This window comes from Candidatus Zixiibacteriota bacterium (genome assembly GCA_036397555.1).
Taxonomy (GTDB): Bacteria; Zixibacteria; MSB-5A5; order WJJR01; family WJJR01; genus DATKYL01.
In genome coordinates this window covers 1-20,534 of sequence record DASWIS010000029.1, presented here as the reverse complement: position 1 = coordinate 20,534, position 20,534 = coordinate 1, and the positions used below count along the sequence as shown (strand labels likewise).

General features: G+C 60.9%; 20 protein-coding genes. All 20 read right to left on the bottom strand.

The window, feature by feature from the left end; translation table 11 throughout:
- Positions 1-3,153, bottom strand: coding sequence for an amidohydrolase family protein (locus VGB22_09025; GenBank protein ID HEX9751409.1), 3,153 nt, complete (start codon positions 3,151-3,153; stop codon positions 1-3).
- Positions 3,154-3,311: 158 nt separating this feature from the next.
- Positions 3,312-3,737: a DUF420 domain-containing protein gene (locus VGB22_09020; GenBank protein HEX9751408.1), complete on the bottom strand. Its 426-nt coding sequence runs from the start codon at positions 3,735-3,737 to the stop codon at positions 3,312-3,314.
- Positions 3,737-4,384, bottom strand: coding sequence for an SCO family protein (locus VGB22_09015; GenBank protein ID HEX9751407.1), 648 nt, complete (start codon positions 4,382-4,384; stop codon positions 3,737-3,739). Before VGB22_09015 ends, VGB22_09020 begins: the two co-directional genes overlap by 1 nt.
- Positions 4,381-5,181 carry an ABC transporter permease gene (locus VGB22_09010; protein ID HEX9751406.1) on the bottom strand — a complete coding sequence of 267 codons (801 nt, stop codon included), beginning with the start codon at positions 5,179-5,181 and terminating at the stop codon, positions 4,381-4,383. Before VGB22_09010 ends, VGB22_09015 begins: the two co-directional genes overlap by 4 nt.
- A 20-nt stretch (positions 5,182-5,201) precedes the next feature.
- Positions 5,202-6,194, bottom strand: coding sequence for an ABC transporter ATP-binding protein (locus VGB22_09005; protein ID HEX9751405.1), 993 nt, complete (start codon positions 6,192-6,194; stop codon positions 5,202-5,204).
- Between the two features lie 31 nt (positions 6,195-6,225).
- Complete coding sequence (cyoE, locus tag VGB22_09000) at positions 6,226-7,137, bottom strand: heme o synthase (protein ID HEX9751404.1); 912 nt, start codon at positions 7,135-7,137, stop codon at positions 6,226-6,228.
- Positions 7,138-7,145: 8 nt separating this feature from the next.
- Positions 7,146-8,138 (bottom strand): COX15/CtaA family protein, encoded by a 993-nt coding sequence (locus tag VGB22_08995; protein ID HEX9751403.1) that lies wholly within the window; start codon positions 8,136-8,138, stop codon positions 7,146-7,148.
- A 27-nt stretch (positions 8,139-8,165) separates the two neighbouring features.
- The gene (locus tag VGB22_08990) at positions 8,166-8,978 is read right to left on the bottom strand and encodes a cytochrome c oxidase subunit II (protein ID HEX9751402.1); all 813 of its coding nucleotides are present in this window, start codon (positions 8,976-8,978) and stop codon (positions 8,166-8,168) included.
- On the bottom strand, positions 8,971-9,249 hold the full coding sequence (locus VGB22_08985; protein ID HEX9751401.1) for a hypothetical protein: 279 nt from the start codon (positions 9,247-9,249) through the stop codon (positions 8,971-8,973). Before VGB22_08985 ends, VGB22_08990 begins: the two co-directional genes overlap by 8 nt.
- On the bottom strand, positions 9,246-9,452 hold the full coding sequence (locus VGB22_08980; protein HEX9751400.1) for a hypothetical protein: 207 nt from the start codon (positions 9,450-9,452) through the stop codon (positions 9,246-9,248). The genes VGB22_08985 and VGB22_08980 overlap by 4 nt, the downstream gene beginning before the upstream one ends.
- Positions 9,453-9,455: 3 nt before the next feature.
- Entirely contained in the window at positions 9,456-9,758 is a 303-nt protein-coding gene (locus VGB22_08975; GenBank protein ID HEX9751399.1) for a cytochrome C oxidase subunit IV family protein, read from the bottom strand.
- A 20-nt stretch (positions 9,759-9,778) separates the two neighbouring features.
- Positions 9,779-10,204, bottom strand: coding sequence for an SH3 domain-containing protein (locus tag VGB22_08970; GenBank protein HEX9751398.1), 426 nt, complete (start codon positions 10,202-10,204; stop codon positions 9,779-9,781).
- Between the two features lie 3 nt (positions 10,205-10,207).
- Positions 10,208-10,798, bottom strand: a complete 591-nt coding sequence (locus VGB22_08965; protein HEX9751397.1) for a cytochrome c oxidase subunit 3 — start codon at positions 10,796-10,798, stop codon at positions 10,208-10,210.
- Positions 10,799-10,804: 6 nt separating this feature from the next.
- The gene (locus VGB22_08960) at positions 10,805-12,583 is read right to left on the bottom strand and encodes a cbb3-type cytochrome c oxidase subunit I (GenBank protein HEX9751396.1); all 1,779 of its coding nucleotides are present in this window, start codon (positions 12,581-12,583) and stop codon (positions 10,805-10,807) included.
- 62 nt (positions 12,584-12,645) lie between these two features.
- Positions 12,646-13,437: a carboxypeptidase regulatory-like domain-containing protein gene (locus VGB22_08955; GenBank protein ID HEX9751395.1), complete on the bottom strand. Its 792-nt coding sequence runs from the start codon at positions 13,435-13,437 to the stop codon at positions 12,646-12,648.
- A gap of 186 nt (positions 13,438-13,623) precedes the next feature.
- Positions 13,624-15,099 carry a trehalose-6-phosphate synthase gene (locus VGB22_08950; GenBank protein HEX9751394.1) on the bottom strand — a complete coding sequence of 492 codons (1,476 nt, stop codon included), beginning with the start codon at positions 15,097-15,099 and terminating at the stop codon, positions 13,624-13,626.
- A 92-nt stretch (positions 15,100-15,191) separates the two neighbouring features.
- Positions 15,192-15,983: a trehalose-phosphatase gene (gene otsB / locus VGB22_08945; GenBank protein ID HEX9751393.1), complete on the bottom strand. Its 792-nt coding sequence runs from the start codon at positions 15,981-15,983 to the stop codon at positions 15,192-15,194.
- Positions 15,984-16,137: 154 nt separating this feature from the next.
- A complete protein-coding gene (locus VGB22_08940; GenBank protein ID HEX9751392.1) occupies positions 16,138-17,898 on the bottom strand; it encodes an Ig-like domain-containing protein in 1,761 nt (586 codons plus the stop codon).
- A gap of 231 nt (positions 17,899-18,129) precedes the next feature.
- The gene (locus VGB22_08935; protein HEX9751391.1) at positions 18,130-18,495 is read right to left on the bottom strand and encodes a helix-turn-helix domain-containing protein; all 366 of its coding nucleotides are present in this window, start codon (positions 18,493-18,495) and stop codon (positions 18,130-18,132) included.
- Entirely contained in the window at positions 18,476-18,928 is a 453-nt protein-coding gene (locus VGB22_08930; GenBank protein ID HEX9751390.1) for an SRPBCC family protein, read from the bottom strand. Before VGB22_08930 ends, VGB22_08935 begins: the two co-directional genes overlap by 20 nt.
- Between the last annotated feature and the right edge of the window lie 1,606 nt (positions 18,929-20,534).

Below are 20,534 nucleotides of genomic sequence, written 5' to 3'. Positions count from 1 at the left end.
TTAACGGCCCTCCCCGGTGATGGCATCCAGTTCCCATTCGTGCGCGCCCTCGTCGATGGCGTGATCGAGTCCGTGTCCGCAGTAGATGTCGCAGCGCGGCCACTGGCGACCGCCGCGTCCTCCTGCCTCGCCGGGTTCGTCGCCGGAGTCGAGCACTTTTTGCACCAGCGCGGTCTTCATTTCGTCGAGCCGGGCGCGGCGCGCCATGTCGTCCTGGCGGTCGAAGTATTTGCGTCCGTCGATCCAGGTCTGTTCACAGGCCGCATAGGTCGATAGCGGCGGGGCATTCCAGATCGCCAGATCGGCGTCCTTGCCCGCCTCGATCGATCCGACACGATGATCGATGCCAAGCTGCCTGGCGGGGTTGAGCGTGACAAAGTTCAGCGCGTCCTCCTCCGAGAGACCGCCATACTTCACCGCCTTGGCGGCTTCGGTGTTCATGCGCCGGGCCAGTTCGCCCGAGTCGGAGTTAAAGCTCACGACGACGCCGGCGTTGTGCATCAACGCCCCGTTGTAGGGGATGGCATCGATTACTTCCATCTTGTAGGCCCACCAGTCGGAGAAGGACGAGCCGCCGACCCCGTGTTGGGCCATGACATCGGCGACCTTGTATCCCTCGAGGATGTGTTGAAATGTTCCGAGCCGCACGCCGAAATCCTCGCAGGTGCGCATCAGCGCGAGGATTTCATCCTGGCGGTATGAATGGCAGTGCACCAGCCGCTCGGCATCGAGAATCTCCGCGATGGCCTCGAGTTCGAGATCACGGCGCGGCGGCATGCCGCGCTTGGTACTGTTCCAGGTGTCCCAACGCGTCTTGTACTCGCGGGCGGCGGCGAACTCATCGCGGACCAACTGCTCGACACCCATGCGCGTCTGCGGGTAACGCGACGTGAAACGGTCGCCCCAGTTGCTCTGCTTGACATTCTCACCGAGCGCGAACTTGATCCCCGGCGGCGCTCCGGCAAACTTGATTTCTTCCGGCAGTGCGCCCCAGCGGAGCTTGATCACCTGATTTTGCCCGCCGATGGTGTTGGCGGAGCCGTGCAGGACATTGGCCGCGGTCAGGCCACCGGCCAGTTGGCGGTAGATATCTACGTCATTGCAGTCGATGAAATCGCCGATGCGAACTTCGGCGGTGATCGTCTGTCCCGATTCGTTGATGCCGCCGTTGGTGGCGCTGTGCGAGTGGCAATCGATCAGCCCCGGCGTCACATGCCGGCCTGAGAGATCGACGACATCGGCGCCGGCGGGCGGGGCCGTGCTGCCGACCGATACGATCTTGCCGTCACGGACCAGAATCGTGGCGCGATCGAGTTTCCCCTGCGGGCCGCAGGTCCACACGGTGGCATTGGTGAAGTAGACCTCGCGGGGCTGCACCGGGGGTCCGTCGACGCCGTAGGCCCCCAGGGGATAATTGACGGCATACGACGCCATCTTCGTCTCCTTGGCCTTCGACGTGTCGGGCTCTTTGGTGAAGGGCTCGGTGCGCCTGCCGGTGAGCGTAAACTTCGCGCCGTCCGACCAGATGCCGTCGCCGATGAGATCGTCACCGATGACCGTGCCCGACATGCGTGTGACACCCGTCCACCCGAGCGTGTCGGCTTTGACCGATATCGCCAGTCGCGCGTCGGACAGCGACACATCGTCGAGTTTGACGGAATTGGTGTCGACGGCGATCTTGCCTTTGAGTTTGTCGGGAGCTCCTTCGACCGAGAGCGACAGCATGCCCGGCTGACCGCGACGTTCGGACAGAGTCAGTTCCCATTTCCCACGCGGCTCGACGACGGGCGGCGACTTCACCTCGTAGCGCTCGCCGCTCACCCAGGTTTCGATGACGCTCGTCTTGCCGTCGAACAAAGGGCCGTCGGTAATCAGCAAATTTCCCAGCTTGCCTGTCTCGATGGTGCCAAGTCGGTCCGCCATGCCATACCATGTGGCGGGCGTGACAGTCAGCGCCCGCAGCGCGGCATCGGCCGACAGTCCGCGCTTGACCGTAGTGCGCACCTGCTCGAGAAATGTTTTGGTATCCTTCAATCCCTCTGAGCAAAACGCAATCGGCACACCGGCATTGGCAAGACGTCCAGCATTCTCCGGCGCGCTGTCCCAGTGCATCAGGTCTTCCAGTGACACGCGCAGCGCCTTCTCGGGCGTTTTCACATCGGGCGCCTTGGGGAAATCCAACGGCACGATGACCGAGCGTCCGGTGGCGCGGATGGCATCGAGACGGCGGTATTCGCGTCCGGAGCCATGAACGACAACATTGAGACCCAATTCCCGTCCGACCTGGTCGGCCCGCAGAAAGTACATCTCATCGGACGCGTCGATAATGACCGGCTTGGTGCTGCCCATGTAGCCCGCCATGGCATCGAGGGCGTCATTGCGTTCCGGGCGCGGCAGTGTGCGATCTTTGGTGTGGGCGGCCCATGCCTTGGCGTACCAGTCGGCATCGTAAAAGGCCTGCCGGAAGAGCGTCATCGCCCCCATCGGTGAATTGGGATACTCGCGATCCCCCCACGAGCGGCTGGTGGACAGCACGCCGTGCATCGCGACTCCATCCCTGAGAATCGCCGCTGCCGCATCGCCGTCGCCGGTCGCGACCAGGGCGCTGGTACCGGCAATGATGGCATCGCCGGGGGCGGCGAGCCGCACGGTGATTCCCTGCGAGCGGAAGGTCTCGTTGGCCTTCTCATCGGCCTTGAAATCGCGCTCGACGCGATTGTGCGGCTTGATGTCGTTGCTCCAATAGTTGGCGCCGCCTCTGACGGGGGGTGTACCGGGGGTTTCGCTCTCCGCGCCGCCACCGCCGCGCCGTGCTCCCCCGTCGGCGGGACCGGCCGGAGTGTATTTGGTGTACGCGTCGATGAGGCCGGGGTAGATCGTCTTGCCGTCTAAGTCCCAGACGCGGGCATCGGCCGGGACAGCGGCCGCTGCGCCCACTGCGACGATGATACCGTCGCGGAGAACGACGGCGCCCCGTTCGATCGTCTGTGTCGGAGAAACGACGATGCGCGCATTGATGAGCGCGTGCACGGCGGGCGTCTGCTCGCGGATACCCAGCGGCGGCACCGTACGCTCGGCCCGCACGTCGGCCGTAGCGACCGATGCGAGCAGCAGAGCGCCAAGTCCGATGACGCCCATACTCATTTGCTTCATTCGAACCTCACTTGGGTTGTGGAAGAATACCGGCGCAGTATGCGAACGGGCCGCAGAACTGCGGATTCCAAGACGGACAACGATATTGAAAGCATCGTGCGATTACAAGCGTTGCAGCGAAACGTTCGAACGTCAAACCATCGAATGTGATGCTTTAATCACTGCGGTGGAAACCATTGGTAGAGCATAAAATAGATAATGACACCGGTGATTGAGACATAGAGCCAGATCGGCAGGGTGAATCGGGCGATTCGCTTATGCTTGGTAAACTCCGATCGCGCCGCCCGCCGTACGGTCAGGATGACCATGACGAGGTTGACGACGGCCAGCGGGGTGTGCGTGTAGAGGATCGAGAAGTACAGGGTCTTGGGCCACCCCGGTGTCGTGAAACGCGTCACGCCCGCCTGGGAGTGATAGACGATGTAGGAGATCAGAAAGAGCACCGAACACGCCAGGGCGGTGAGCATCAGGTTGCGGTGCAGGTTGCGACGCTTGGTTTTGATCGCCCAGAAGCCGCACAACAGCAGAACGGTCGCCACCGCGTTGAGCGCGGCATTCAGCGGCGGCAGAATCGAGATGTCCATCAGGCGGGATCTTCGCGGCGCAGAATGTCGAGATCGTGCCGGATCTTGTCGATCAGCTCCGGTTCATCGCTGTGGTAATAGCCGCGGATGTGGCCGCGCTGATCGACCAGCGCGAAGAGCGTGCTGTGCAGGATCGGGTCCTCGCGGTCGCCGATGGCGAAGCCCTCGATGGCGACGTGCATGATCGTTACGATATCACCAGTGAGAAACGTCCAGCGATCGTGGTCGGCGCCGTAGCGGTCGCCGTACTCTTTGAGCACCTCCGGCGTATCGCGATCCGGATCGACCGAAAAGGAAACGAGGCGCAATGCGTCGATGTCGGCCAAGGCCTTTTGCAGTTCGGCCATCCGCGCGGTCATCAATGGGCAGGGTCCGGCACAGTATGTGAAGATGAAATCGGCCAGCCAGATGTTGCCGCGCAGATCGTCGCGCGACAGCGGCGTACCGTGCTGCGTCGTCAGCGTGAAATCGACCAGCGGGCCATAGTCGGCCACGATGGTCCCCTCGGCAGCGGGGGCCTGGTCGGCACGCTGCGAGGTCAGATGCGCATAGCCCAGGTATCCGGTTACTGCCAAAGACCCGACCAGCGCCAGGACGGCAACCGGAACGATGCGGCGAATGGAACGTGTACGGTCAGGCGTGGTCATGGTCCCCCTTCCCGGTTCCGCCCCCCGACCGCAACGACCGCCAACCCGAACGAGAACACTCCAAACCCCGCGATCACCGCGATGCTCAACGTCAGCCCCGGCAGCGATCCCTGCAGTTCGGGCTGTCCAAGATACAGCATCCGTCGCAGTGCCGCATCACCATATGTCAGGGGATTGATTGCCATGACCGTCTGCATCCATCGCGCCGCTCCGGCCGAAGGAAAGATCGACCCGGACAACAGCCACATGGGAAGCAGGAGCAGATTCATCATCGTGTGATACGACTGCACCGAACGCATTCGCCAGCCCATGGCGATGCCCAGACTGGTCATGGCCAGCGCCAGCCAGAGCATGACCCCGATCGCGCCGAGCAGCCCCAGGGCGCTGCTGTGCAGACCCAGGATCGGCGCGACCGGCAGCATGATGGTGGCCTGCGCCACCGCCAGCGTACCGCCGCCCAGCGCGTGACCGAGCACCAACGCCCACGCGGGAATCGGCGCGATGGTGACGCCCTGCAGAAAGCCGCTCGTGCGATCTTCGATGATGCCGATGGTCGAGAAAATTGCGGCGAACAACATCACGAGCAAAATGACGCCCGGAAGCAGAAACTGCGGATAGTTCAGGGCGCTGCGGGCGATGGGATGCTTGAACGATTCATACAGGCCGCCGCCAAGGAGAATGAGCAGGACAATCGACTGAGCCAGCACACCGATCAGCCGTCCCCGCTGGCGCAGCATGCGGGTCCATTCGCGGCTCGCCAACGCACTCACGGCCAGCCACGGACGCGGCCGAACCACTCTGACGGACTCCTGTTCGCTCATCGGGATGATGGCCCGGATGCTGCCCCAGACGATTGGGAATTCTCCTCGGAGAAGCGGCGCCCGGTGCGGTCATAGAACACGTCGGCCAGCGTCGGATGCGCAATCTGTATCGATTCGACCTGTGCGCCGAGTTCATTGAGAAGATCGCCGGCTGAGTCGTCGGAGCCGTTGAGGACGACACGCACCAGCCGATTGTCGATCCGTGCGGCCCGGCCCTTCCCCTGCACACGCGCCAGGACCGCATCGACGTTTCGGCAACTGATCGTGGCGATCTGTTGGCCCAGTTGCGCGCGCAACTCCAGCGGTACGCCATCGGCGACCACTGCGCCATCGTCGAGAATGATCACACGGTCGGCACGGTCCGCTTCCTCGAAGTGGTGGGTCGTAAACAAGATCGTCAGATGTTCCGCGCGTCGCTGCACCTCCAGCAGTTGCCAGAAGTCGTCCCGGGCGGCGGGATCCAGCCCGGTCGTCGGTTCATCGAGAATGAGAATCGGCGGCTCGTGCAGCAGCGCCCGGGCCAGGTCGGCGCGCCGTGTCCAGCCGCCGGAGAGCTGATCGACGCGTCGATTCAGATGGTCGTTCAGGCCCATCCGACCGGCGCCATCGGCGATGCGCGCTCGCAAACCGGCGCCCGACAGGCCGCGCAGCTTGCCGTGATGCGTCAGATTCTCCCGCACGGTCAACATGCGATCCAGCGCCGGCGACTGGAAGATGACACCCATGCGGGCACGCGCCATATTCAAGCGGACAGACAAATCATTCCCCAGAACATGGATCGCACCCTTCCGGAACGGCAGCGCGGTGGCCAACAAGCGAAACAGCGTTGTCTTGCCGCTGCCGTTGGGGCCGAGCACCGCGATGAGTGCGTCCTCCGGAATCTCGAGAGTGATGCCGCGCAGTGCCGGCTGCGACCCATAAGAGAAGGACAAATCTGATATGGAGATGGCGGGCGTTGTATCGGTTGAAGATTCCGGAGAATGGGCCACGGCAGATTCGCAGGCAGACCGCGTGGAGCGGTTACGGCTTCCAAACCTGGCACAGCGCCAGGACAATCAGGATCGCCGGCAGATACGCCAGCGACACGCCAAAGACACGCCGCGTGTAGGTGGTCAGATCGTCGCGGCGCCAGCGCCGGGCGGTCAGCAGCATCAGGGCGCAGACCGATGACGCGCCGACGAGATAGACAAACCCGCCCATGCCCCAAACAGCGGGCAGCAGCGTGACGGCGGCGAGAAATACACTCGTCATGAACACGCGCCGAATGACCCGCCCGCCCTCACGTCCGACAAGAGGCGACATGGCATACCCGGCGCGGTCGTAATCGTCGCGGTAGATCCAGGCGATAGACAAAAAGTGCGGGAGTTGCCAGGCGAAGAGAATCCCGAAGAGAGCGGCCGCTTCCCACGTGAGACGTCCGGTCGCCGCCGTGAATCCCATCACCGGCGGCACTGCCCCCGCGACAGCGCCGACGAAAATGCACCATGGAGTCGTACGTTTCATCGGCGTATAGACAAGGACGTAGAGAACGGCGGAGGACAGTCCCAAAACCATGGTCAGGAGATTGACGGTGGCCGCCAAATAGACCGATCCCCCGATCGTCAGTGACAGGCCGAGCAACAACGCTTCCCAGGGGAACAGACGACCGGACGGCAAGGGACGGTCATCGGTGCGCTGCATCAGCGCATCGAATTCGCGTTCGCGGTATTGGTTGAGAGCCGCGCCGCCCGCCGCAAGGATTGCGGTCCCCAGCACGACGTGAATCAGGACACCCGTTGCCGCCAGAACGCCGGTGCCCACGACAAAACCGACGGCCGCGCATAGCATGACCAAAAGCCCGATGCGCGGCTTGGTCAGCGCCAGGTAGTCGGCGAACCGTGACGGCGCCAGGGCAATGGCCGATTCGCCGACAGCCGAAGGCGGTGTTTTCACATCCAAGGTCAGGCGGTCTCCAATTTGACCGCGGCCGGCGCGCGCATGGCCCGCAGCGTGACCATGAGCGAGAGGCCCAGTGTCAGGGCGCCGACTCCGACATGCGCCGTCGTGACGACGATTGATTTCATGGTCCAGATGGTGAGCGCTCCCAGAAGGAACTGCACACCAAATAATGCGACGAGATATCCGCCCCAGCGTTTGAGCTGGGCATCGGTTGAGGCATCGCGGCGAATGCGGATGTACTGATACACGATGATCAATCCGACAACAACCGCGCCGACCCGGTGCGCGAAATGCACCGCCACCGATGCCGCGTGCAGCGGCGGAATCAGTTGCCCATACGACAGCGGGAAGTCCGGGATCGCCAGCCCGGCGCCCATGTGGCGCATCAAGGCACCGACGAGGATTTGCGCGTAAATCAGCGCTGTCGTGGACAGCGCGACTTTTGATAGACCCGTTGGCATGAGTGATCTCCTCTTGGTTTGACCCGGCTTCTGCCAGGAGCTGCTGTTCATCATTGCCAATGTAACTGTCAGTGAGAAAAACGCCATCGCCAGCCCGGCATGTGAGACCGACACCGCAATCGGCAGTTTGTGCAGGACAGTGATGCCGCCTAAGATCGCTTGCGCCACGACGGCAAACCACGCGACCAGCGCCAGAACGCGTACAGTCCGTCTTCGCTCAATCAACCAGACCCAGACAGCGAGCGCGGTCATCAGTAATCCGACCGCTCCCGCCACCATGCGGTGACCGTGCTCGTACAGGACCCCGCCTTCCATCTTCGGGAAGAATTGCCCGAACGAGAGCGGCCAGTCGGGAACTGCCAGCCCCGATCCGGTCGTGGTGACCAGACTGCCGACTAAGATCAGCAGGAACGTCGCGATCGAAGTCAATTTGGCGAAACGTCCGAGCCAGAGTTTGTGCGCGGCATGGCTTCCACTTGACGTGATCGCGGCGGAGCCGACGGCGGGTGATGCGATAACCTCGACGGATGACACTGCGGGAGTTGTCCGAATGCGGAGAGACTACCCCTCAGACGATCCCTCGGCGGGCGCGTCTGTTTCCTCTGATTCGTCCTCGTCCGACGGCTGCAGGTATTCGATCTCCTCGGCCATCCAGGTGTCGTACTCGGCCTGTGTGTCGATGCTTAAGAATCCGCGCATGCGATAGTGCCCCAGGCCGCACAACTGCGCGCAGGCGATCTCCGATTGCCCCGTCTTGATCGGAGTAAAGGAAACCGGAATCATCATGCCGGGGATGACATCCTGCTTGACCCGCATGATCGGCAACGCAAAGCAGTGAATGACGTCCTTGCTGGACAATTGGATCAGGACCGGCTGGTTGACCGGCAGGTGGAGTTGGTTGATGGTCCAGATGTCATCGGCGCCGGCGGGATCGGAGCGATCCAGTCCGACCGGGTTGCTCTGATCGTCCATGAGTTTGCTGTCGACGCGACCGAACACCCCATCGTGGCCGGGGTAGTGGATATTCCACTGAAACTGCTGGGCGACCACGCGGATGGTCGGCGCATCGGCCGGATCGGGGACATTGACCACGACCTTCGACCAGACGGGAATCGAGAATCCGATCAGGAGCACCGCTTCGACGATGGCCACCGTGACTTCGAGATAGGTGGATCCGTGCCCCCGCACGCCGACGTGATCGGCCTTTGGATGACGCCCCGCACGGAATCGGAAGAGGATCATAATGAAGAATATCCCCCACCCGATGAAGAGCGCGAACATGAGAATATGGATCCATCCGATCAGGCGGTCGATCTGGTAGCCGTGCGCCGAGGCGATTTCCGGAAGTCCGAGCCAATGGAGGAATTCAGGCATTCTGTCCGCCTCGCATGCTATTCAGCCAGCGTTGATCGACCGTAACCTTGTCCATGATACGCGCCCGACGGATCAGGAACGCAAAAAACGTCACGACTGACAGCAAGACACCGCCGGTCACCGCCAGCAGGGTCAGAATCGCCATGTTCATTCCTGCGGTCATCGGCGCGGCCGGGTCGCCCCCGCAGACGGCGCAGGCGCTCGCCGCAGCGGGCAGCGTCAGCGCCGCACCGGCAACAACCGCTGTCATTCCCAGGTATCGCCGCATCATAAGAAACTCTCGTGCCGCAGTTTTCTCAAAAAGCGAATGCCATAGATGACGAGCACGATCGCCATCGCGAACGAGACGGCGCCCAGCGCCGCCAGTTGTGCTGCGCCGTCGGAGGAGTATTGCCACAGACCCCAGGCGCCAACCGCGCACGACATGATGGCCGCGATCGCAATGAAGAAAATGTGAAATGACTTCAGCGACATGGCTTAGACGTGCAAATGGTCCATAAAGGTCGACAACGGCAGAAACATCAGCGCCAGAAAGAAGATGACCGTCAGGATCAGCGTGCTGTAAATCAGCTTCTTCTCGGAGATCAGATGCATAAAGTAGGCGGCCACGAGCCCGCCCTTGACCACCGCAATGAACAACGCAATGAAGATGTGCATCGCCGTCGATACGTCGAGGCGGGACGCAATTACGGTCAGCACCGTCAGCGCCGCCAGCGCAACGAACACAGCGATGTAACCGCGGACTTCGCGTTTGATGCTCTGTGCGTCGGTGTGCGCCATGTCGGTCGTTCCTGGGTCCCCTACTCCGGCTGCTCCAGTTTCAGTTTGGCGGCCTCGCGCGTTTCGGACAACAAGGATACGTGCACCCACCCGGTTTTGTAGTTGCCATCGGATGTCTCGAACTCCACGCCGATCCATTCGCCCTCGCGCAGTCCGGTGACATCGGTCGAATCGGGATAGCGCATTTTGGCGATGATCTCCCCGGCCGTCGACGGTTCCGCCCGGACATTGGCGACATTGACGTTGACGAACATGTAACGCGCCGAAGAGAGTCGTCCGTCCACGCCGGCGGCGATGCCCGCGCTGTCGGCTGCCGTGGCATCGGCCGATGCTCCGGCTTCGGTCTCGACGCGGCCGACCCGTTCTTTTTTACTCGACGAGCAGGCCGCCAGGGCCACGCCGCAGACGACTGCGGAAACGACGATCAGATCGGATGTTCTCATCATGCCCTATAACAAGTAGAGCAACGGGAACAGGAAAATCCAGACCAAGTCGACAAAGTGCCAATACAGTCCGACGACTTCCACGCGGTTGGTCAACCGTTCGGGTTCGGAGCGCAGCCACCTGTTGCTGGTCAGGAGGTGATAGCCGATCACGATGATCCCGCCGACGACGTGCAGTCCGTGCAGGCCGGTCAGCGTGAAGTAGACCGCCAGAAACGTGCTCTCGCCCGGATACAGGTGGTGCGAAAACTTCGCCCCGTATTCGATGGCCTTGATGATCATGAATCCGAAGCCGCACAGGAGCGTCGCGACCATGTACCCTTTGTAGGCGGCCACCTTGCCCTGCCGCAGCGACGCCCACGACATGACCATCGTGACGCTGGAGGTGATCAGCACCATCGTGTTGAGCATCGCCAGCGGGACATTGAGGATATCGGCGCCATGCGGCCAGTCGGTCGACCCGACGCGCAACAGGACATAGGCGGAGAACAAGCCGCCGAAGAGCATCACTTCCGACGCCAAGAAGAGCCAGATGCCGAGCTTGGCATTGTACAGCCCGGTGTCGGCGCGCGCCGTCAGTGTGTGCGGTATCTGCATCGGAGTTCAGGCCCGTGCCGGCTCATTCTGCGGTGTGAAGTCGGTCGGGGCTCCCGGGACGCTGTATTCGTATGGTCCACGGTGGACCGAGGGCAGAGTCGTGAAATTGCCATGCGGGGGCGGCGAGGGCGCGGCGGTCCACTCCAGCGTAGTCGCCTCCCAGACATTGTCCGAGACCTTCTTTCCTTTACGGATGCTCCAGAAGAAATTCCAGATGAACGGGATTTGGAAGACAGCCATTGTCCAGGCGCCGATCGACATGACGAGATTCCACTCCAGCACTCCCTGTGCGTGGGCATACTGCTGGCCGCCGTCATAGAGCCGGCGCGAAACGCCCGCCAGTCCCTGAATGAACATGGGCATGAAGATAACGTTCATACAAACGAAGGTTCCCCAGAAATGAATCTTGCCCAGCACGTCGTTCATCTTGCGTCCGGTCACTTTGGGATACCAGTAATACAGGCCGCCGAATAAGGCGAGAATGGTGCCGGGGGCGACGACATAATGGAAGTGTCCGATGACATAGTAGGTGTCGTGCAAGTGAATGTCGGCCGTCGACAGTCCCAGCGGCAAGCCGGTCAATCCGCCGATGCCGAACATCGGAATGAAGGCGATGGCGAAAAGCATCGGGGTCGTGAAACGGATCGAGCCGCCCCACAGCGTGATGATGAAAACCGAGATGATGATGACCGAGGGGATCGAGATAATCATCGTCGTCGCCTGGAAGAAAGAACTGATCGTGGTTCCCATGCCGGTCAGGAACATATGATGCGCCCAGACGACGAACGACATGAAGCCCAGAAAGATCGCCGAGAAGACCAGCGATTTGTATCCCCACAGCGGCTTGCGGGTGTTGTTCGCCAGGATCTCGGCGACGATGCCGATGGCCGGAAGGATCAGGACGTACACTTCCGGATGCGCGAGAAACCAGAATAAATGTTGCCACAACAGCGGGCTGCCGCCGCCGGAGTTGGTCAGCAGTTCGCCGCTGACGACCAGGCCGCTGGGCAGAAAGAAGCTCGTGCCCGCGAGCCGATCCATCAGTTGCATGACGCCCGCCGCTTCCAGCGGCGGGAAAGCCAGTAGCAGCAGGAAGGCGGTCACGAACTGCGCCCACACGAAAAAAGGCAGACGCATCAGCGACAGTCCGGGCGCGCGCAACTGAATGATCGTGGTGATGAAGTTGACCGAGCCCAGAAGCGACGATGTGATCAGGAAAACCATGCCCAGCAGCCAGACGGTCTGGCCGGTGGTCGCGATGTTGGCCAGCGGCGCATACGAGGTCCAGCCCGAGTTGGCGGCTCCGCCGGGGACAAAAAAGCCGGCGAACATCACGATGCCGCCGACCAAATAGATCCAATAGCTGGCCATGTTCAGCTTCGGGAACGCCATATCCGGCGCCCCGATCTGCAGCGGCATGACATAGTTGCCGAAAGCGCCGACGCCGAGCGGCACGATTCCCAGGAACACCATGATGGTGCCGTGCATCGCGCCCAACGAATTGTAAAACTCCGGCACCATGATCCCGCCGGGCATCGCCGACTCCCCGAAGAGCCCGCCGATCAACGGCATCACTTCTCCGGGGAAGGCGAGTTGCCAGCGCATCATCATCATCAGGAAAAACCCGAACAACAAAAACACCAGCGATGTGATGGCGTATTGGATCCCGATCAGCTTGTGATCGGTCGAGAAGATATAGTGCCGCCAGAATCCGAGCGGTTGGTGATGCGCTTCGGGGTGCGGCGTCTGGATGTCGTGAGTGTGGAGCGTTTCCTGCTGACTCATGATTCCTCAAGATGGCAGAACCGATGCCGCGGCCGCGCCGCGGCTGTGGCAGCCGCAGTGGATCAGGTGCCGGACGCTCCGAATGTGAATGCCGTGGCTGATGTCTCGCCGTCGCCGACGGTGACGGTCTGCGTCATCGTTCCGGCTTTCTCGTGCCATGCCTCCAGTTCATAGGTGCCCGGCGGCAGGGGTCCGATCGAGAAGCGCCCGGATTCATCGGTGACATCGAAGTGCGGGTGTGGCAGGACACCGGCATAGGCCGCCATCCACGAGTGGACATCGCACTTGATCTTGACCATGACTTCGGGTTCGCTGAAGGACTTGGTCACGCGCATCCCCTCTTTGGGCATGGCCAGGTTGAATTCGCGGCTGTTCTTGGCGAGCGCGTGGACATTGTGCAGCGTCGGATCGCTGTTGAGAATCGCCAGCGGTTGATTGACACGAAGGCCGAAAACATGCGGATCGTAATGGCATCCCCTTTGGTCGAAGATCACCGTGTCGGCGGTGGCGGGGAAGCCTTGGCCGTCCAGACCCGACTTGACATAAACGAATACATTGGCGAGCTCCCCGCCGCTGCCGACGATGTACTCTTCGGTGAAGACCGGCTCGGAATGGAGCTTTCCGCAGACGGGATCGGAATCCATGCGGATGCGCGTGTTCTTGGGGGCTGTGCCGGAGAAAGTCACAGACCCGGCGAGCGTGGCAGTGGCGGCCTTCGGCGGTGTCGCCTGCTGGGTCTGCTGCTGTGGGGTTGCGGGCGGCGTTTGGGTCGTGGAGTCACCGCCTCCGCCGCATCCTGTCATTATCGAGACGGCGCACACCGCCGTGAACGTCATTACGTAGGTATACTTCATCGGATCAAAGCTCCTTCCCTGGATCTGTTCAACATCATTTAGGTCCGACATTGCGGACGCGAATTCGGTAAGACTAATGAGTTTGTGTCACTTCCAAAAGAGAAAAATGAGTATCGGGCAACGAATCTGCGGCGGCAAGCTGTTTCCGTTCGTGGACTTGCGCGGTCCGGTTTGATGATTCCGAAATCAGGCGCGCGTGTCGGCGGGCTCCGCCGTGGCTTCCGGCAAGCCCTCAAGACGTCCGCCCTGCGGCATGGCCAGAACTGTCTGCAACCAACGATGGACGTCGTTGCGTCGAATTTGCGATCTCAGAAGCTTCATCCGCGACTGTTGCTCCCGTTCATTCATGGAGTAGGCCTGGTGGATTGCATCCGCGCATCCCTCGCGGTCGTACGGGTTGACGCACAGCGCGCCGCGCCCCAGTTGTTCGGCCGCTCCGGCGAACTCGCTGAGGATCAGCACGCCGCGTTCTTCGACGGAACTGACGCAGTACTCCTTGGCGACGAGGTTCATGCCGTCGCGCAACGGCGTCACCAGCGCGATGTCGCTCGCGCGGTAGTGCGCCAACAGCTCGGTCCGATCCAGGGCGCGATACAAGTAATGTATGGGCACCCATCCGTGCCGCGAGAACCGCGAGTTGATCCGGCCTGAGAGTTGGTCCAGCAGCGACTTGAGATCGCGATAGTCGGGGACATGGGTCCGGCTGGGAACTACGATCTGAATCAGCGAGACGCTCCCCTGCATCTGGGGATACTTCTCCAGCGCGCGCTCGAAGGAGAGAAACGTCTCGGGTATGCCCTTGGTGTAGTCCAGACGATCAATGCCGAGAATCAGTTTTCCGACGCGGTAGCGTTCACGCAAATACCACGAGGCCTCGGCGACCTCCATGCGACGCGCCCCCTCATCGAATTCGTCGAAGTCGATGCTGATCGGAAAGGAGCCGACCTTGATCGTGCGTCCCTCGAATTCCAGCTCGCCCCCGCGCCGCCCCATGCTGACCGACGTTTCGGGGACCAGTCCGCGCACACATTGCAGGAAGTTTTGGCGGTCACGGATTGTCTGAAAGCCGATCTGATCGTAAGCCAGCAGCGCGCGTATGATCAGGTGTTTCCACGGCATGCGTCGAAACAGGTCCAGCGAAGGAAAGGGGATGTGCAGGAAGAATGAGATCGGCCGTCTGACGCCCGCTGCGCGCAGATCGGCGCCAACCAGCAGCAGTTGATAGTCATGCACCCAAACGAGTGATTGCCGGTCGAGGTCGGAGGCGATCACCTCGGCAAACCGTTTGTTGACATCGACATACGCCGCCCAAGTGTCGGCTTCAAAGCGGCAATGCCCCAGCAAATCATGGAATAACGGCCAAATCGCCTCGTTGGCGAAGCCGCGATAGTACCCTTCCTCCTCGTGTTTGCTCAACGGTATCGGGACAAGCTGATAGCGGTGTTCCTGATTAAACCGTTCGAGGAGCGGACCAAAGGGAACTTCCGGGCCGCAGCCGGGCCAGCCGATCCAGACCCCGTGATTGCGCTCCATGATCGGAGCCATCGCGGTGACCAGCCCGCCGGCTACGGGACCCAGTGTCCATCGGCCGCCTTCGGAGATGACAGCGACCGGCAGCCGGTTGGAGACAACAAACAGTCGCGCTGACTTTTGATTCGTCATATCGACGATCCGAACGAACGGTTCGACGATGCGGCCGACCACACACTGATGGTGGCCGGCGTGTCTACCGCTGATCCGATCAATCTATCATTTCAACGGTCCCGCGTCCACCCAGCCAGAAAATCCAAAAGCTCCCCCGGCGGCCTCAGCCAGTATCGCGCCCGACTGGGACGAACTTCCGGGCGTACCAGAATCGCCCAATCGGTCGTGCTGAGTCGGGCAAATGCATCTTCGTCGGTCTCATCGTCTCCGAGATAAGCGAAAAACGCATCGGGCCGGCACTCGGCCTTCAACGTTGATACCGCATCGCCCTTGGATCGGGCCATCGACCTGACTTCGATACCGCCGTCGAAGCGTCGCAATTGCAGCGGGGTTCCGTCAACGAGTCGCTCCCAGATCGGGTACAGGACCTCGATGCAGCGTTGGCCTTCCGCAGGCGGCAAGCGACGGGTGTGCAGCGCCACCGACGCGGTCTTCGACTCCAGCGCGTCCCTGGGGATCCGAGACGGGACGGACGCCAGCGCGCGCTGCAGCACGTCTCGCACGCTGCCGGGCGGTGACCACTCCTCGATTTTTCCATCCGCATGTTGACGTTGCCAACCATGAGCGCCCCAGATCTCAATCGGAAATCGGACATCCAGCAGCGCGACCACCTCGGTCACCGGCCGGCCCGAGACGATGACGAGCCGGCTTTCGGGTCGTGTGGATATCGCGTCCAGTCGCTCCCGCACACCCTCATACGGAACCGCGGCCATGCGTTCGGCGCGAAAGGGCGCGAGCGTGCCGTCGTAGTCCAGCATCAGGACACGATGTGCGTGATTTTGAACCGATTCAAATCCACCGAAATCAAACGGGACGGGATGATCGGGAGGGGACATTGTCATGTGAATTGTCAAGATACATTGCCGAGACATCCGGCCAAGGGCAAGTTTGCCCACAGCGACGCGTGCCGCTCTCGACGCCGCGGTCTGACCCCAAAGAAAACGCCCCGGTCTCATGACCGGGGCGCATCGGAAGCCCATTCGGATGATGCGGCGTCTAATGCGACGGACTACAATCGGGCGCCTCGCACGGGTCATCGAATCCGCAAATCGGCGAATAATCCGCACGGAAAGCGTGATCGACCAGCACGACAACGTCGAACACGTCGATGGCGCAGTCGCAATTGGCATCCAGCACCGAGAACGGACACGACGAGAATCCCAGCTCAGGGTAGTTGCGGAAGGCGACATCGACGCAATGGATGACATCGAACACGTCGATGATGTCGTCACAATCCCAATCGCCCTGGCAGGGACACAGACAGACGTCCGACTCGACGGAGACATGGACGGGGATGGTAATTTCTATGGGGTCCGGTTCGACCGTGCGCTCGCGCAGCGTGATGATCGCGTTGTACTCGTTGGGGTACAGCCCCGCCGTGTCGATGTCGACCGTGAAGCTGCCCGGTGTGAATCCCGTATCGATGGACAAGAGGACCCACGGTTGGTTCACCTCGACTTCCCATGGGATTTCGCCGCATCCCGGATCCGTCACGTTAACGAGCTTGGCGGCGGGATCGGTTCCGTACTCGATCACAAAATCGAGAGAACCGGGGTTGGCGACCAGAGTGTCGGGGTTGGGCGTGACCGTAATGGTGATGGTCGCAGTGTCGGCCAAATCACCGTCGGAGACGATGAAGGTCGCCATGTGGACGCCCTCATCGGCGCACGTCGTGAGCCAGTTGAACAATGCCAGCCCCACGCCGTTGTCCGCCAGGGTTGCGGCGGCCGGAGCTCCCTCCATCGTGATGTCGAGAGAATCGTCGTCGATGTCGGTCGCGCCGACGGCAAACGCGAGGGTCTTGCCGGCTTCGACAAACTTATTCGAGATGGGGCCCCAGACCGGCGGGTCGTTGACCGGGTTGACCGTGAAGGTCGCCGCGTCTTCATCGAACTGCAAGTCGAGATCGGTCGCGCGAAATGTGATCGTTTCGCTGCCGAACCAGTCGGGGTTGGGGATGAGGATGGTGGCGATCTTGCCGGGACTAATCACCACACCGAGTTGCGATTGGCCGGTCGCTGTCCAGGTCATCTCGGCATCGGTGTTGTCGGGATCGACCACATAGTCGTTCAGATTGATCTGCGCGAAGGTGCTCCCCTCGTCGATTGTCTGGTCGGGAATGTCGGACACCTCTGGCGGGAATACTGGGTTGCCGATCGTGACCAGTCCGCGCGTGAAGGTGGGCACGACCGGCGTCCCGGGGCCGCACTGCGAATACACAAGGTGATTGCCCGGGGTCGTGCAGGTCGAGTCGATCTCGAAGAGGCCGTCGACATTGGTGACATCGAAGGTGATGATGAGCGATGGCGTCCCTCCGGGCGGAACGCCGTCGTTGCCGACCGGCAGGCACGGATCGGAGACCTGAACGGCGCTGTACATGAAGGCGTCGGGACTGATGAAGTCGACGGCGCTGAAGAACATGTACCCCGACCCACCACACAGCAGAGGGTTGGTGTTGTCCTCATCGGGATAGAAGTTCTTGGTGACGAAGCCGATGAGCGAGGTCGTGAAACGATTGGCGGCATCGACCGTGAGCGTGTTGGTCATGTAGCCGCCGGACGTCGTGATCTCACGGAACTCCAGTGGGATCACGATCGCGTTGAGCTGCACATCGTTTTCCACATAAACGCCGATCGTGACCCCGGCGGCGCCCAGCGCCACCGACTTGGATTCGACCAACACGTGGTTGGCCCCCCAGGCGCTGGTGGGGATCAGAAGACAGAGCGCGCCGCTGAGACGAAGTAGGGTGGTCTTCATGCGATCTTCCTCCTGAAGATCTTTGGGTGCCTGATGCTCGCGGTGTGCTGCCGACGCCTGCGAACGAGAAGTAACCGTGGGACTCAGGGCAACCCGCCCTCGGCCCGCAGGGTAGGTTTACGCCCGCGAAGCTGCTTTGTCAAGCAGACTTACGGGGCTGTCGGGGTCAAGATTCGGTAAAGATCGAGACAGGAGCTGCCGGGTCCTGACACGGGCCGTCCGGGCCGCGGCTTATCTTCTTTTCTTCACGGGGCCTTCGACATGCGCCTGCAATCGCGCGAGCGCCTGATCCCACTGCTTGGAAACGAGTTTGAGATACGTGCTGAGTCCTTCCAGCGGCTCCGGATCGAATTCAAACAGGGTCTCGCGTCCGGCACGGACATGGCGCACGATTCCCGCGCTCTCTAAGACGCGCAGGTGCTTGGTGATCGCCTGACGGGTCAGCCGCGAGCCCACGGTCAGTTGGGAGATCGAACGCGGCGGTCCGACCGAGAGCCGGGCGACCAGCGACAGCCGCGTCTGGTCGCCGAGCGCGGCAAAGGCCGGAGCGTGATTGCGCCGTATTGTCGGGTTGCTGCTACGGGTTTTGCGCGACATGGGTCTCGATGTTCTGCATTTGAATCGTCCAGCCGCCTTCGTTCATGCGGAACGCCTCGAGCCGCCGGTCGCTGGGAATTTTGTCGAATCCGGATTCGGTCACTTGCAGCAGCGTCCCCGTGGCGGTCTTCTCGAGCCGGAATTCGACCAGCGTGGGCGTCTCCTTCGAATAATCGACTCCGGGTTCGATGGCATAGGGATGCCATGTAAATGAGAAGAGCCGTTCGGGCACCATCTTCTGCACCACGGCGTCAAACCGGAGGTGCTCATAGCCGGGATAGGTGATCTGGCCGCGCACGGTCTGCCCCGGCACGAACGGGCCCTCCAACTTCACCCGAAACCACTCGCCGAACTCGCGGTGATCGGTCAGGGCGCGCCAGACCCGGGCCGCCGGTGCCTTCAGTTCGATTTGCTTGACGATACTGTGTTCCATGGGGGCAACCTCCGGCAATGGTGTGAGCGTCTTATGCAACCTGTCGGTTGCATATTAGCGGGTGGCGAAGGATAAGGCAACTGTTTTGTTGCTCGTTGTGCAGGAGGCGCCGCCGAGGGCTCAGATCTCATCGCGAACGCGAAGAAAGTTATCGCCTGCCGCGCGGCAGTCGGGCAGGGCCGAAAACAGTTCAATCGGAGACGGACTCGGGGAGGCAGTTATGCGGCGTTCGCGGGACGCACCTCTGGGGGAAGTGAATTCGGCAAGCCCTGACCAAGAACTAAAGCGCGGTCAGGGCCACCCTGCCGTAAAACACCGAATCTCCCTCAGATCGTATTCATGCCAGCCGGCGATTGCTGGAGTCGAAAGGAGGATTGCTGACACTACGAACACAAAAACTGTCCTCATTAATTGCCTCCTCACATTTGTGGAGCGATATCTATGCCATTAGGTGTTTGGCTTTCATCATACAGTATCATGTGGACTCCCAACGAGTGAGCATCTATTGCAAGGAGCGGCTGCCCCCCTGTCCCTGGTTCCCCACACCGCACGTAAGCCTTTTTGCCATCAGGCAAGAACCTAATGTCTCGAGGAGCAACTGCCCGTGGCCAGCCAAGATCATCTTTATGAACCGAAATGGTATCAATCCGCGCCCCACTAGACGCGTCTACAATCGAGATGTATTGTCGCCAAGGTCCAAGAACATATATCCCACCGTGCGTTAACCACACCTGATTTCCGTCAGGAGTTACTCGCGGGAAGCCACCAGGCGAATCCGTCGGGAACGTGAACAAAAGCTCACCCCGAATTAGATCGTATCCAATCAGACAGACGCAATCGGCGGAGTTGCCAACGCCATAGAATTTGGACCCGTCAGGAGATAGATCGAAATGAGTAACGTAGAACACATCCGACTCTGGTGTAACCTTGAATATGATTGTGTCTACGATTTCATGAGTCTCGACATCATAGACCAAAGTGATCTGACGAGGTTCAGATAAGCTACGCCGATCGCTTGTTCCGATTATGTAATGGGTCCCTGGGATCTGACGCGCCCCTACCAGCTCGACGCTATCTATTTGATATGACCCGAGGTCCGGAAGTTCTAGTTCCCAGAAATGCCTTAATCCTGTGACGATTAGACTCTCCGAATCGTCATGAGTGACGAATTCAGCATTCACAAAACTCGTTGGTACTATGCCGATTTCGGCTTTGGTACTTAGATCCCAGACGGGGCGAACTCCGTAAGCATTTGCCACGAGGTACTTCCCATCCGATGACGCGTAGACATCAGACAACGTGCCACTGGAAGGAAGATCAAGTGTATCAATCACTGCATCACTGTCGCAGTCCATGACCAAGATTCGGGTCCTCCCAGTTGTGTGGTCATTTACACCTACGTAGAGCCTGTAGTGGACCGAAGCGAGATCAATTATTCGCTGTGACACGCATGCGAGATTGCACGCTGATCCTCCCCCGATTTGGTTGACACCTCATAAGAGAGTTTTGATACTCTCGGAGGAGGTGTTTGATGAGCAGTTCAAGACGCCGGTACACGGCGGAGTTTAAGGCGGAAGCGGTTCGGCTGGTGGCGACCAGCGGCAAG

Excerpts from the sequence above, each read along its gene's own strand:
- VGB22_08940 (HEX9751392.1), bottom strand. The coding sequence starts at position 17,898 with ATGAAGACCACCCTACTTCGTCTCAGCGGCGCGCTCTGTCTTCTGATC.
- VGB22_08965 (HEX9751397.1), bottom strand. The coding sequence starts at position 10,798 with ATGCAGATACCGCACACACTGACGGCGCGCGCCGACACCGGGCTGTAC.
- VGB22_08975 (HEX9751399.1), bottom strand. The coding sequence starts at position 9,758 with ATGGCGCACACCGACGCACAGAGCATCAAACGCGAAGTCCGCGGTTAC.
- VGB22_08970 (HEX9751398.1), bottom strand. The coding sequence starts at position 10,204 with ATGATGAGAACATCCGATCTGATCGTCGTTTCCGCAGTCGTCTGCGGC.
- VGB22_08930 (HEX9751390.1), bottom strand. The coding sequence starts at position 18,928 with ATGGAACACAGTATCGTCAAGCAAATCGAACTGAAGGCACCGGCGGCC.
- VGB22_09020 (HEX9751408.1), bottom strand. The coding sequence starts at position 3,737 with ATGGACATCTCGATTCTGCCGCCGCTGAATGCCGCGCTCAACGCGGTG.
- VGB22_08935 (HEX9751391.1), bottom strand. The coding sequence starts at position 18,495 with ATGTCGCGCAAAACCCGTAGCAGCAACCCGACAATACGGCGCAATCAC.
- VGB22_09025 (HEX9751409.1), bottom strand. The coding sequence starts at position 3,153 with ATGAAGCAAATGAGTATGGGCGTCATCGGACTTGGCGCTCTGCTGCTC.
- VGB22_08950 (HEX9751394.1), bottom strand. The coding sequence starts at position 15,099 with ATGACGAATCAAAAGTCAGCGCGACTGTTTGTTGTCTCCAACCGGCTG.
- VGB22_08960 (HEX9751396.1), bottom strand. The coding sequence starts at position 12,583 with ATGAGTCAGCAGGAAACGCTCCACACTCACGACATCCAGACGCCGCAC.
- VGB22_09015 (HEX9751407.1), bottom strand. The coding sequence starts at position 4,384 with ATGACCACGCCTGACCGTACACGTTCCATTCGCCGCATCGTTCCGGTT.
- VGB22_08980 (HEX9751400.1), bottom strand. The coding sequence starts at position 9,452 with ATGTCGCTGAAGTCATTTCACATTTTCTTCATTGCGATCGCGGCCATC.
- VGB22_08985 (HEX9751401.1), bottom strand. The coding sequence starts at position 9,249 with ATGATGCGGCGATACCTGGGAATGACAGCGGTTGTTGCCGGTGCGGCG.
- otsB (HEX9751393.1), bottom strand. The coding sequence starts at position 15,983 with ATGACAATGTCCCCTCCCGATCATCCCGTCCCGTTTGATTTCGGTGGA.
- VGB22_08990 (HEX9751402.1), bottom strand. The coding sequence starts at position 8,978 with ATGCCTGAATTCCTCCATTGGCTCGGACTTCCGGAAATCGCCTCGGCG.
- VGB22_08955 (HEX9751395.1), bottom strand. The coding sequence starts at position 13,437 with ATGAAGTATACCTACGTAATGACGTTCACGGCGGTGTGCGCCGTCTCG.